Origin of the sequence: Rhodococcus erythropolis NBRC 15567 (assembly GCF_001552595.1) — a bacterium.
Classification (GTDB): domain Bacteria; phylum Actinomycetota; class Actinomycetes; order Mycobacteriales; family Mycobacteriaceae; genus Rhodococcus_F; species Rhodococcus_F erythropolis.
In genome coordinates this window covers 225,822-238,644 of sequence record NZ_BCRM01000003.1, presented here as the reverse complement: position 1 = coordinate 238,644, position 12,823 = coordinate 225,822, and the positions used below count along the sequence as shown (strand labels likewise).

At 63.1% G+C, this 12,823-nt stretch carries 10 protein-coding genes; 9 read left to right on the top strand and 1 reads right to left on the bottom strand.

The genetic code is table 11. From position 1 onward, the window contains the following. Window positions 1–77 precede the first annotated feature (77 nt). The 8 genes from RE4_RS08760 (at window position 78) to RE4_RS08725 (ending at window position 9,838) form a co-directional block, all read left to right on the top strand. A complete protein-coding gene (locus RE4_RS08760; RefSeq protein WP_060938428.1) occupies window positions 78–842 on the top strand; it encodes an alpha/beta fold hydrolase in 765 nt (254 codons plus the stop codon). 32 nt (window positions 843–874) lie between these two features. Next, entirely contained in the window at window positions 875–2,227 is a 1,353-nt protein-coding gene (locus RE4_RS08755; RefSeq protein ID WP_060938427.1) for an MmgE/PrpD family protein, read from the top strand. A 232-nt stretch (window positions 2,228–2,459) separates the two neighbouring features. Beyond that, on the top strand, window positions 2,460–3,845 hold the full coding sequence (locus RE4_RS08750; protein ID WP_020906224.1) for an MFS transporter: 1,386 nt from the start codon (window positions 2,460–2,462) through the stop codon (window positions 3,843–3,845). A gap of 73 nt (window positions 3,846–3,918) precedes the next feature. Then, on the top strand, window positions 3,919–4,668 hold the full coding sequence (locus RE4_RS08745; protein WP_020906225.1) for an N-acyl homoserine lactonase family protein: 750 nt from the start codon (window positions 3,919–3,921) through the stop codon (window positions 4,666–4,668). 29 nt (window positions 4,669–4,697) lie between these two features. Then, on the top strand, window positions 4,698–5,450 hold the full coding sequence (locus tag RE4_RS08740) for an N-acyl homoserine lactonase family protein (RefSeq protein WP_041814668.1): 753 nt from the start codon (window positions 4,698–4,700) through the stop codon (window positions 5,448–5,450). A gap of 64 nt (window positions 5,451–5,514) precedes the next feature. Continuing rightward, on the top strand, window positions 5,515–6,663 hold the full coding sequence (locus RE4_RS08735) for a zinc-binding dehydrogenase (protein ID WP_020906227.1): 1,149 nt from the start codon (window positions 5,515–5,517) through the stop codon (window positions 6,661–6,663). Then, window positions 6,660–8,078 carry an aldehyde dehydrogenase family protein gene (locus tag RE4_RS08730; RefSeq protein ID WP_020906228.1) on the top strand — a complete coding sequence of 473 codons (1,419 nt, stop codon included), beginning with the start codon at window positions 6,660–6,662 and terminating at the stop codon, window positions 8,076–8,078. Before RE4_RS08735 ends, RE4_RS08730 begins: the two co-directional genes overlap by 4 nt. A gap of 347 nt (window positions 8,079–8,425) precedes the next feature. Further along, complete coding sequence (locus tag RE4_RS08725; RefSeq protein WP_024488181.1) at window positions 8,426–9,838, top strand: MFS transporter; 1,413 nt, start codon at window positions 8,426–8,428, stop codon at window positions 9,836–9,838. On the opposite strand, the gene RE4_RS08720 is transcribed toward RE4_RS08725, so the two are convergent. Further along, window positions 9,791–11,050 carry an MFS transporter gene (locus tag RE4_RS08720; RefSeq protein ID WP_020906230.1) on the bottom strand — a complete coding sequence of 420 codons (1,260 nt, stop codon included), beginning with the start codon at window positions 11,048–11,050 and terminating at the stop codon, window positions 9,791–9,793. The two genes, RE4_RS08725 and RE4_RS08720, sit on opposite strands and share 48 nt — an antisense overlap. A gap of 288 nt (window positions 11,051–11,338) precedes the next feature. Between RE4_RS08720 and RE4_RS08715 the strand changes: the two genes are divergently transcribed. Continuing rightward, on the top strand, window positions 11,339–12,802 hold the full coding sequence (locus tag RE4_RS08715) for an aldehyde dehydrogenase family protein (RefSeq protein ID WP_169801338.1): 1,464 nt from the start codon (window positions 11,339–11,341) through the stop codon (window positions 12,800–12,802). Window positions 12,803–12,823 lie beyond the last annotated feature (21 nt).

Here is a 12,823-nt window from a genome sequence, read left to right as displayed (position 1 = left end):
GCACAGGCGTCGGCGAGAAAGTCGGTCTGTTCCTTTTTCAGATGCAGGCGCGTCGAATCGAAAGGTAGACAGAAGAAATGAATACTACGAGCAAGAAACCGACCTTCGTCCTCGTACACGGCGGAAGGCACGGCGGCTGGTCGTGGCAGCGCGTCGCAGACAGGCTTCGAGCCGAAGGTCACGGGGTGTACGCCCCGACCCTGACCGGCCTCGGTGACCGAGCGCATCTTGCTTCTCGGGAGGTCGGACTCGACACGCACGTGAAAGATCTGGTGGCGGTGTTCGAGTTCGAAGACCTCACCGACGTGGTGCTGGTCATGCACAGCTATGGCGGAATGGTCGGGTCGGGCGCGATGGAGGTGATCGGCGACCGGGTGCGGTCGGTCGTCTTCTTGGACGCGGTCATGCCCAGGTCGGGAGAGTCGGTCCTCGACCTACAACCGCCAGGCCGAGAGGAGCGCATCAGGGGGACCGTCGAACGGGAAGGGGACGGATGGCTTGTGCCCGCGTCCGATGCGTCCTACTGGGGCATCACCGATCCCGATGACCTCGCGTGGGTCAATCCCAGAATCACAGCTCAGCCGTTTAAGACCTACACCGACCGACTCGGTGAGGTGCGGCGCGTGTGGGAGAAGCCGACCGTGTTCATACTGTGCCAGAACGCAGATGGCGTGGCACACATCGACTCGGCGCGGGCGCTCGAGCGCAGTCACTCCGGCGATTCGAACTTCGAGTTGTGGACCCTGGTTGCCAGTCACGACGCGATGGTGACGCACACCGAGGATGTGGCAGGAATGCTCCTTGCGGCGGCCGAGCGCGAAGTTTCCGCGGTCGTCCATTGACGCGCAACGGCGGCACCGGCGAAAAATCGACGATGATCGAGTATCTGGTCGAGCAGCGCTATTCCGATCTACCGTCGCTCGTGGTGGAGCGCACGAAGATGCTGATATTCGACCAGCTGGGATGCGCTTACGTCGGTGCGGAACTTCCGTCCGGTCGTCTTGCGTTGCAGTACGCCGGCACACTCGGCGAGTCACGGGAGTCCAGCATCGCTCATTCGTCGCGCACTATGGCGGCCGTGACGGCTGCGTTCGTCAACGGCACCGCCGGGCATGCGGCCGAGCTCGATTGCGCGCATGCGACCGAGGACTTCAGGGCCACCGGTCATCCGGCCACCGTCATCGTCCCCGCCGCCGTCGCTGTGGCCGATCGCCAATGTTCCTCCGGTGCAGACCTTGTCGACGCAGTCGCGGCGGGCTTCGAGGCCGGGGGTCGCACTATCTCGGCGGTCGGCGGCCTGTCGTGGATGCGGTCGGAGCACGGCTTGTACGCCGGGTGTCTGCATTCGATCGGAGCGGCGGTCGCGTCGGCCAAACTACTCGGGCTCGACGCCGACACCACCAGGCACGCAGCCGCCCTCACGCTGGGGCAGGCGGTGAGTCCAGTCGCGTTCTTCGGTGAGCGCCGTCATATCAGCAAATCCATCACCAAAGGCGGGCAGCCGGCGACGGCCGGTGTGGCAGGCGCACTGCAAGCGGCTGCCGGTCTCGAAGGCGTCGACGACATCTTCGGCGCACCCGGGGGCATCATCGACACGTGGGGTGAGCCCGGTCGCGAATCCGCGCTGACCGACGGCCTCGGTGAGGACTACGCCGTGTTCGGCGCGAACTTCAAGTTCTACGCCGCGGGTTATCCGATCCATTCGGCGGTCGAAGCGGCATTGAGTCTGCTCGCAGATAACGGTCTGTCCGCAGAGCAGGTGCGATCGGCCACCGTCGGCATGCCCTCGTTCGCCGCCAGCGTGGTCGACTCGCGCAACATGTCCACCATCTGCATGCAGGACATGTTGTCCGTCGCCATGGTGGCGGGCCGACTGGGCTTCGAAGAAGCACACTCGTCTGCGCTGCTCGCGAGCCCGCAGGTCTCTCGGCTTCGCAAAGCGGTCACCGTGTATGTCGACGACGACCTGGAACGTGAGCAGCCGCACGGCCGGGGGGCGCGGGTCACCCTCCGGACCGACTCCGGAGAAGTCTCGCGGCTGATCGAACATCCTCGTGGGCATCGGTTCCGCGAAAACAATGTCACGTGGGACCTGCTGCAGCTGAAGTGGCAGTCGATGCTCGAACCGCGCATGGGCGCACAGCGGTTTGCTGAGCTCGTGACGTCTGCGATGGCGCTGGAGGGCCTGGATGACGTCCGAAGCCTGACCGGCATCTTGGCCGGATGACTGTCGCAGACAACTGACGACCCAACCGACAACCGTGCGGTGGGGCTGCTTGGGACGATGCGTTCGGGCCGACCCCACCGTACTGCTCACTTCACTCTTGACCATCTATGTGATGCGCGCTACATTGCGTTACGTTCCCAATTCGGACTGAAAGTTCGTATATACGGAATCGTGTGTAACTCGGTAGGCCTGCGGTTGCGTTCAGGCCCTTTCGCTCACGAGGAGTTTTCTGTTGACGAATTATTCATCACCCCCATCGGCCGTACGCGGCGTTGCGGAACCGACGGCGACGGTGGACGCGTCCGCACCGAAGAAGAACAAGATGTCGCGGGTCGCGTTCGCCAGCTTCATGGGCACGGTGATCGAGTTCTACGACTTCGGAATCTTCGGAACCGCAGCGGCATTGGTGTTCGCGGACGCGTTCTTCCCCGCATTGGGGACCTATGCGGGCACGATCGTGTCCTTCGCTACCCTGGGCGTCGCGTTCGTGGCTCGCCCGTTCGGTAGCGTCCTGTTCGGACACTTCGGAGACCGCCTCGGGCGCAAGAAGACGTTGATCGCGACGATGATGTTGATGGGTGTCTCGACGGTCATCATCGGCCTGTTACCCACCGCGGCTACGGCCGGGGTTGTGGCGCCGATCGTGCTGATCGTCCTGCGTATCGCTCAAGGCTTCGCAGCCGGCGGCGAATGGGCCGGTGCAGCACTCTTCACATCGGAGAACGCACCGAGCGAGCGCCGTGGTTTCTGGTCGATGTTCACCAATCTCGGCGGCGCGGTGGCGAATATCCTCGCGCTGTCGACGTTCTTCGTGACCGGCCTACTCATGTCCAACGAGACGTTCATCGCCTGGGGCTGGCGAGTGCCCTTCCTCCTCAGCATTCTGCTCGTCTCGGTGGGGCTCTACGTCCGGCTCAAGCTGGAGGAGAGTCCCGTATTCACCGACGAAATGGAGAGCCAGGGCCGAAGCAGCCTTCCGTTCGTGGAGGCGATGACGCACCAGTGGCGGGAAATCCTGCTCGGCGCAGGAGCTTTCGTGTCGTCCTTCGCGTTCGGGTACATAGGCATCGCGTACTTGATCAACTACGGAACAGTGACTCTCGATCTGAACCAACAGGGCGTACTCGCTGCGGGCGTGTTCGGCAACGTGGTGAACGGGGCGTCGATGATCTCGGGGGCCATCCTGTCGGACCGATTCGGTCGCCGACCGGTGCTGCTCGTGGTGAACCTGATCGGCATCCCCTGGGCGCTGATTCTGTTCCCGCTACTGGACACCGGATCGCCGGCAGCGTTCTGGTTGGCGATCACGGTCAGCTTCTTTATCGCGGGACACGGCTGGGGTGTGTGCGGATCGTTCCTGTCGGAGCTGTTTCGGACCCGATACCGCGCAACCGCCGCCGGTCTTGCCTACAGCCTCGCAGCGATTCTCGGAGGCGGTGTTCCGCCACTCGTCGCGGCAACCCTGATCAGCAAGTACGGTGGCGCGGTCTTCGGAGTGTTCCTCGCGTGCTACGCCGCAGTCGGTTTGATCTGCACCTACGTCCTGCGCGAGACGCGCAGCCGTGCGCTCGACGAAGCCCCGCCGGGCGTCGGGTTGGACCGTGCAGGCGATTCGTAACCGTGGACCGAATCACCCGGAGACATCGAGCGGTCGAGCACCGTTCCGAGCAATCGATTCGTTGGAGCCATCAATGTCATTGACCATCCGTGCCTTCTGCGTCGGGCGAGTGTACGGCCTGCCGAAACCGTCGTTCACCTACCTGCGTGGATACGGGGAGACCCAGGATCTTCCCCTCATCATGTACGTGATCGAGGGAGGGGATTCGCCCATTGTCGTCGATACCGGCGCAGACCTCGCCCGTGCGTGGGACGACCACAAGATCAATATGGAACAGACCACTGAAGAGCGGCCGGAGGAAGTGTTGCGAGCCGCCGGAATCGACGTGCGGGACGTGGCGGTGGTCGTCAACACCCACCTGCATTGGGACCACAGTTCGAACAACCACTTGTTCCCGCGCGCGCGTGTGCTGGTTCAGCAGTCCGAACTCGACTACGCACGGAACCCACTTCAGTGGCACTGCAAGCACTTCGAGATCTCCGCCGACATCGAACCCTCGTGGAAGCGAGCCGAGGACCGGATCGATACGGTGAACGGTGACACCGTGATCGCACCCGGCGTCACTCTCGTCACGCTGCCGGGGCACACGCCCGGATCGCAAGGCGTTCTCGTCGAAGCAGAGTCGACGCGATACCTGATCGCCGGCGACTGTATCTACCTGTACGACAACTGGAATGGCGACGCCGAAGCGGACCACATCCCGGTAGGGCTCTTCACCGACCTCGTCGCCTACGACGAAAGCCTGCGCAAAATCGAAAAGCTTGACTGTGAAGTCATTCCCAGTCACGACTTCCGGGTCGTGGAGCGGGCGATCTTCGAATGAAACAACTACATGACAAAGGAAGCGTGAAAATGACTTCGGCTGGATGGACGATCGACGCCGTCGAACTCGGATTACTGCCAGACATTCCGGTCGAACACATTTACTACCAGGACACGTCCGGCCGCACGCTGAACATGCCGCTCATCATGTACGTCCTGCGATCGGGTGGGCGGACGGTGATCGTCGATACCGGCGGCCCTGCCGACGAGGAGAAAATCCTTCGCATGACCCCCTTCGGATACGTGGTGCCCGAATCGAATCGAATCGACAACGTCCTCGACAGGATCGGTGTGAACCCCGCCGACGTCGATCTCGTGATCAACACGCACCTGCACTGGGACCACTGCTCGAACAACAACGTGTTCGCGAACGCGGAAATCGTGTTGCAGGAGAAGGAACTGGCTTACGCACACGCTCCGTGCGAGGCGCATATGCCTGCGTACGGTTTTCACGCTGACGAAGCGCCCATCTTTTCGTTGGCGGAAGACCGGATCCGAACCGTCGACGGCAGTTGCGAACTCGCGCCTGGCCTCGGCGTCGTGCCCCTGCCGGGCCACTCGCCCGGTTCGCAGGGAGTCCGCGTCGATACCGTCGCGGGCACGTTCGTTATCACCGGCGATTGTGTGGACACCTACCGCAACTTCGACGAGTCGCTGCCGTCGGGCCGGTTCTCCGACCTTGACGCCTACAAAGCGAGCTTGGCGTTCCTGAGGGAAACAGGATGGACACCTCTGCCCAGCCACGACCCGAAGGTGCTGGAGAAAGGCCAGTTCGGGCAATGAAGTTCGGTCATCGTCATTGAAGGCGTTTGCAGGCGCTTCAGTTATTCCTGAATACGGAGAATCAATGTCCAAATACGAAATCCCGGAGTACAGCCGGGCCGCAGTGATCACCGAATTCGGCGGCGATCTCGAAGTGCGCGAGGTGCCGATACCGGAGCTGGAGCCAGGCGGCGCCTTGGTTCGTATCGAAGCAGCCACGGTGTGCGGCAGTGATGTTCACGTCTGGGACGGCTCGCTGAGCGCGGGCGGAATTCGCCCTATCGTGCCGCCGGTCATTCCCGGGCACGAGATGACTGGCAGGGTGGTGGCGCTCGGTGAGGGGCGAGTACCGCTGGTCGGTGGTGGAGATGTAGCCGTGGGAGACCGCATCGTGTTCGGGCCCGGTCGCTGCGGTTCGTGCTACTTCTGTGCAGTCGCGAACCAGCCCAGCCTGTGCGCCAATCGCAAGCACTACGGGGACAACTGTGAGCAGTATCCGTACCTTGTCGGTTCGTTTTCCGAGTACACGTACGTCTATCCCTCGTCGAGGAAAGTGTTGGTTCCGGACAACGTGAAGTCCGAATGGTCTTCGGCCGGAAGCTGTGCTCTCCGAACGGTGTTCAACGCGTACGAGCGACTCGGCCGAATCCAGCCCTGGCAGACGGTGGTGATTCAGGGCGCGGGCCCACTGGGATTGTTCGCCACGGCGCTCGCGGCGCAGTCGGGTGCCGAGCGCATCATCGTAGTCGGGGCACCCGACGCCCGTCTGAAACTGGCCACGGCGTGGGGTGCTCACGACGTCGTTTCGGTCGAGGACGCATCCTCGTCCGAGGACCGTGTGGCGGCGGTCCGAGAACTGACCGGCGGCCACGGTGCCGAGATCGTCCAGGAGTGGTCGGGCGGACGCACAGCGTTCGCCGAGGGTCTCGACATGGTGCGGCGAGGTGGGCGTTTCCTGATCGGCGGTCAGGTCGGTCCTCAGCTCGCCGAGATCCAACCGTCCAAGATCATGCGAAATCACCTCGACATCATCGGCTCCATGTCGGCGTCCGAATCGCACTACTGGCAGGCAATGAAATTCCTGTCGTCGACGCAGGACCGTTTCGATTTCGATCAGATGCTGACCGGCCGGTACGGCCTGCATCAAGTTTCGAATGCGTTGCGCGCAATGCAGGATCTCAGCGCAATCAAACCCGTCATCGACCCGACACTCACGGAAAGTGGGCAGCAATGATTCGTCACGAGCAGTTCTACGCCAACGGCAAATGGGTCGACTCGACGGCCACGGAGTTCATCGACATCGTCAATCCGGCAACTGAGGAACTGATCGGCCAAGTGGCGCGGGGAACGAGCGCCGACGTCGACACTGCCGCCGCTGCAGCCTTCGGCGCCTTCGGCGAGTGGTCGACGTCCACGGTCGCCGATCGAGTCGACGTCTTGAGATCTCTAGCGGACATCATCGAGCGCAACGGTGACGAAGTCACCGATTCGATCGTGGCCGAGATCGGACAGCCGCGCGCCTGGGCACAGAAGGCGTCGACCCAGACCACGATCGACGATTTACGTAACTTCGCCGACGCTCTGCCCACCGTCGTCTGGGAAGAACAAGTGGGCACCGCGAACGTCCGCCGACTACCCGTCGGCGTCGTGGGAGCGATCACCGCCTGGAACGGCCCGATCCGATCGGTATGCCTCAAAGCCGGCGCCGCCATCGCGGCCGGCTGCACGGTAGTACTCAAGTCGAGTGAGGTGGCGCCTTTGACGCCCTTTCTGCTGGCGAAGTACACCGAGGAGGCGGGTCTTCCGGCCGGTGTTCTCAACATTGTCACGGGAACGGGACCCGAAGTGGGAGAGGCGATCACACTGCATCCCGATATAGACATGGTCTCTCTGACGGGTTCGGTGCGCGCGGGAAGCCGGGTCATGGAGCTCGCTTCACGCTCGGTGAAGCGAGTCGCGCTCGAGCTGGGCGGAAAGTCCGCGAACATCATCCTCGCCGACGCCGATCTGGAGAAGGCAATTGCGGGCGGCATCGAGGACGCATTCCGGAACTCTGGCCAGGCGTGCGGGGCACTCACACGAATTCTGGTGCCGCGTGACCGCGTTGCCGACGCCGAGCGAGTCGCCGCGGCGAAGGCGGAGTCCTTCGTGGTGGGAGATCCCGTGGACCCGTCGACCCACCTCGGTCCGCTCGCCAACCGCGCTCAGTACGATCGGGTCCGCAGTCACATCGGCCGAGCCCTCGACGAGGGCGTACGGCTGGTCACCGGGGGACTGGATCGGCCGGACGGGTTGGGCGAGAAGGGCTTCTATGTTCGCCCGACGGTCTTCACCGGAACGAATCAGGACCGAATCGCACGCGAGGAGGTCTTCGGACCGGTTGTGGTGATCATTCCGTTCGACGACGAGGCCGACGCGGTGCGGATAGCCAACGACTCCGACTACGGACTCGCGGGCGGCGTGTGGGCCGGGGATCTGGACAAGGCACGCTCGGTCGCGACCCGCATCAGGACCGGACGCGTTCGCATCAACGGAGCACCCATCGACATGCGTGCACCGCATGGCGGCCTCAAGCTGTCCGGCATCGGCCGGGAGATGGGACGTCACGGCATCGAGGATTACCTGGAATATCAGTCGGTTCACGGCTGAGCCCGCGCTCAGTCGTGGATCAGTTCGGTTCTCCGGCACCACCGGTTTCTCAGGTAGGCGTCCGGCGTCGGATCGAGTTGCACACCACCATCGAACAACCGCTGTCGGCTCTGGGATGTCTTGAAGGCAAGGTTTTTACAGGCATATGCCATTCGGGCAACCGCACCGTCTGGGGTGAGTGGGCAGCAATGCTGATCAATTACTACGAGAGGGTCCGATATGGACGGTCGTATCGACCAGTTGCAGGCTCTGGCCCACTTGGATCGGGTCGGCGGCAAGCGACGAGGATGGCTCGCTACTGCGATCGAGTCTGAATGCAGCGACGTCGATCAACCGCTGGTCTCAACGTGACGGCATCCGTATCCTCCGGTGCACATCTGGGCGCGATTCCGGTACGAGTGCGCTTCGCTGCGGCGTCGGGGACTGTTCTCCAGCCCTTGAACTCGTCGATGATCGCAGTGGCAATAGTTGGCATTGCTGCCCAATTCGGGTCGTCGGCGGGGGTGTCGTGGATCATCTCGGCCATGTACATCACCACAGCGGTGTGCGCGCCGATGGCGGGCCGCCTGGGTGTGTTGCTGGGTGCCCGCAGGGTGTTCGTTGCGGGCTTGGTGCTCGTGGCGCTCGGGTCGCTGGCGGGCATGTTCGCGCCAAGTGTGCCGATGCTGATCGCGTCGTACGTCGTTCTTGCGATGGGAATTTCGGTACATATGCCGAACGCGATGACCATGGTGCGCGCGTACGCCGAGCGCTACCGGCGACAGTCGCGAACTGCCCTCACCACCCTCGTCATGTGCGGTCAGTCGGTCGCTGCATTGGGGCCGACCTTGGGCGGACTGTTGGTAGGTACGTTCGGGTGGCAGTCAATCCTGTGGGTCAACCTGCCGGTCGTCGTTCTCAGTGCGATCGCGGTACTGCGCGCCGATCTCGGGGGAGTGCAGAGTGGCCGCTTGACCGCGCGAAACGCTCTGCACGCGTTGGACGTTCCGGGTATTGCTCTCTTCCTGGTGGCCATCACGTCAACGATGCTGTGGTTGGTGTCGATGCGCGCGCAGCCGACGTGGTGGTTGCTCCCCGTGGCGGTCGTGTTCCTCTCACTGTTCGTGTGGTGGGAACGGCGGGCAACGGAACCGTTCATCGATGTTCGGGCTCTGGTCCGAAACCGGGCTCTCAGTGCGACTCTCGCACGAACACTCGTCACCTATTCGTGCTTTTACCTCATTTTCTTCGGCATTCCGCAGTGGCTGCAATACTCGCGGGGGATGACCGCGATCGAAGCGGGCCTGACGATGCTGCCCGTGGCCGGCATGAGCGTCTTCGCCACCGTACTGGGAGCCCGGACCTATCGACGGTACGGCCCACGGGTTACGTTGCTGATCGGCACGTTCGCGCTGTGCGTCGGGGGTGTTCTGATCGCGCTCGTGGAGAGCAGTACGGCACCACTGGTGGTGCTCGCTCTCGTTGCGTTGGTCCTCGGAATACCCAATGGGTTCAACAACATCGGCAATCAGAGCCTGGTTAACTCGGTGACCACGGTCGAAGAGGTGGGCACCGCGATCGGAATGTACCGCACTGCGGCGTTCATCGGTGCGAACCTCGCTGTGGTCACACTGCAGATGACCGCAGGCAATGTGGTGGACGACGCCGGACTGCACCGCACCGGGTGGTTCATCGCCGGGGTCTCTGCACTGCTGCTCGTCGGAATCGGTTTCTCACGACACATGGGCAACGCGATCAGGTCGGAAGTCATCGGTCCGTGAGGGCGGTCGATACGAAGTGAGTCCGGCCAGCACAGCGACGATCGAGGCAACGATCACGACCACGACGTACCCGGTTCCGATGTCGGGCAACGCGATCGTATTCGTCAACCGCCCGGCGACGAGACCGGGCACTGCACCTCCGGTGTAGGAGATGAGATAGAGAGTGGACAAAGTGCCGGCGCGGTCTTCTGCCGGCAGGCCGGCCAGAACGCCGCGCATACCACCGCTGTTTGCGGCTCCCTGTGCGAAACCCGCAGTGGCACTGGCGATGAGGAAAGGCGCGATTGCTGCATAGTGTAGCGAGACGACGGCGCCGATGGCACCGGCAACGAACAAGGCGAGACCCATTCGCTGAGCCGAGGAGGGGCGCCACCGTCCGGTGCAGATCCCGCCGAGCGGCGACAGGATGACGACCGACGCGAACACTACAGCGATCATCAGGGCGTCGGTGGTACCCAGGTAGTCCGCGGTGAGACCAGGCGCGAACGCTTGGTAGAAGCTGCTGAACGACCATGTTGCGACCAGGGTGCCGCCGGCGGCGAGCACTGCGCGTCCGGCTCCCGTGGGGACGTGCACGCGGGGCAGTAGCGATCGGAGTGCGCCCGGTCGGCGCCGACCGGATTCGGGGCACGCGAACATCAGCAGGGTGAAGAACGAGAGCACCACGGCGACGGATGTGAAGCCCAGTTGGCGCGGTGCCGGACCGAACTCGATGAGCGCTCCGGAGATGAGCGCTCCGAGGGGAATCGCGAATGCCGGTGCACTACTGGTGATCACCGCAGGCAACCATGGATACCGCCGGGTCGGAGCGAGATCGATCACCATGGCGCCGATTGCACTCGATGCGATCCCACACGCCAGGCCTTGAAGTGCACGGCCACCGACGAGCATGGGCAGCGTGTGGACCTGCGTCAGAATCGCAGTGCCCGCGATCGAGGAAACCATGGCCATGATCGCCATCGGGCGCCGCCCCAGATGGTTGGACAGGCGACCGAACATGAGGAGCGACAGCGCGGTCACGCACAGGTAGGTGACCGTCGTGAGGGCCAGATCTGCGTCGGTCAGCCCGTCCTCGACGCGAAAGGTGTTGTACAGCGGGATAGGTGTACCGGAGGAAAGGAAGATCAGCATCAGTGATGCCGACGCGACTACGAACGCAGCCGAGCGTGGCAGGGTGACCCTCGACGGGCTGATCATCGTACGGTCACGCACTTCATTCGAAAACTCCGTTGTCCTGGAAATCGCTACGCGTCCCAGCCAACCTCGCGGGTTCGAAGAGGAGAAGGGTCTGTCGATACAGGTACTGGCAGTGCCTCCTTCTGTGCGTCCGAAGACATTACCGTCGAGAAGTTCGGGTGTGGCATCCCCGAAGCTCGACTGCAGCTGAACCGACCCTGCCCCGTGATCGGAGCCGTCCGTCGAACCTTGACGTGCGACGCCGGTCACAGCTACTCTCGGCGGTGTTCTTTATTACGAACTGCAGTGCGCATATTTGAACAAATGGAAGGTCGGACCACCGACCGCCATTTCGGTGATCGAGGAGTGTGTCTGGTGATCGAACGCGATCAGATCTACATCAACGGCGCGTGGGTGCCGTCTACGGGGACCGATGTCCTCACCGTCGTCAACCCGGTGACAGAGGAGCCCGTTGCGACGATTCCGGCGGGCACGGTGGAGGACGTAGACAAGGCAGTAAAAGCGGCTGCGGCCGCGTTTCCCGCCTGGTCCCGGACTTCGGTGGAGGAGCGCATTGCGGTGCTGCAGAAGCTGGCGAAGCTCACCGCCGACCGGGCCGATGAGATCACGGCGGCCATCGTGAGCGAGATCGGACAACCCGCCCACATCGCAGCGGTTTCCCAGGCAGCAGGAGCAGTGCAGGACCTCGAGAGCATTGCAGAGAGCCTGCCGACCATTGTCTGGGACGAGGAGATCGGGAACACGACGGTGACGCGAGACGCCGCCGGCGTGGTCGCCGCGATCACGCCTTGGAACGGACCGATGCGCATGGTCTGCATGAAGGCGGGAGCGGCTATTGCAGCCGGTTGCACCGTGGTTCTCAAGGGCACCGAAGTTGCGCCACTGAGTTCGTTCATCTTCGCCGAGATGGTTGCCGAGGCCGGACTGCCGGACGGTGTGTTCAACCTCGTCTCCGGCGATGGACCGGTCGTCGGTGAAGCATTGGTGACGCACCCGCTCGTCGACATGATCTCGCTGACGGGATCAGTCCGCGCTGGTAGCCGTGTCATGGAATTGGCGTCGCGCTCGGTCAAGAAGGTTGCCCTCGAGCTCGGAGGTAAGTCCGCCAATGTCATTCTCGAGGACGCCGATCTGGCTGCCGCCGTCGACGACGGGATAGACGACGCGTTCCGCAACTCCGGCCAGGTGTGTGGTGGTCTCTCGCGCATGCTGGTTCCGCGTGCGCGACTCGCCGAGGCGGAAGAACTCGCCGTACGCAAGGCCGAGAGTTTCGTTCTTGGCGACCCGTACGACCCCGCCACTACTCTCGGGCCGGTTGCCAACGTGAATCAACGAGATCGTATCCGGGGTTACATCGAGTCCGGCCTGTCCGAAGGCGTCCGTCTGCTGACCGGTGGACCCGAAGCCCCCGAGGGCCTGGAGACGGGTTTCTTCGTCCGCCCGACAGTGTTTTCGGGTGACAATACCTCGCGTATCGCTCGCGAAGAGATCTTCGGTCCCGTCATCGTCATCGTGCCGTTCGACGACGAGGACGACGCCTTCCGTATCGCCAACGACACCGATTACGGTCTTGCAGGGGCGATTTGGGCGGGCGACGCCGAGCGGGCGAAGTCACTCGCCAAAAGGCTGCGTGCCGGACGTATACGCATCAACGGGTCGCCGATCAACCCGCACGCTCCGCACGGAGGGTTCAAATTGTCCGGTATCGGACGCGAATTCGGCCGGTACGGTATCGAAGAGTTCCTCGAGTACAAGTCGGTCGGCTGATCAGCAGACTTTTCGAAACGA

What these genes read in the sequence shown, in the direction of transcription:
- RE4_RS08715 (WP_169801338.1), top strand. Translation starts at nt 11,339, where the DNA reads ATGGAAGGTCGGACCACCGACCGCCATTTCGGTGATCGAGGAGTGTGT.
- RE4_RS08735 (WP_020906227.1), top strand. Translation starts at nt 5,515, where the DNA reads ATGTCCAAATACGAAATCCCGGAGTACAGCCGGGCCGCAGTGATCACC.
- RE4_RS08730 (WP_020906228.1), top strand. Translation starts at nt 6,660, where the DNA reads ATGATTCGTCACGAGCAGTTCTACGCCAACGGCAAATGGGTCGACTCG.
- RE4_RS08755 (WP_060938427.1), top strand. Translation starts at nt 875, where the DNA reads ATGATCGAGTATCTGGTCGAGCAGCGCTATTCCGATCTACCGTCGCTC.
- RE4_RS08745 (WP_020906225.1), top strand. Translation starts at nt 3,919, where the DNA reads ATGTCATTGACCATCCGTGCCTTCTGCGTCGGGCGAGTGTACGGCCTG.
- RE4_RS08760 (WP_060938428.1), top strand. Translation starts at nt 78, where the DNA reads ATGAATACTACGAGCAAGAAACCGACCTTCGTCCTCGTACACGGCGGA.
- RE4_RS08740 (WP_041814668.1), top strand. Translation starts at nt 4,698, where the DNA reads ATGACTTCGGCTGGATGGACGATCGACGCCGTCGAACTCGGATTACTG.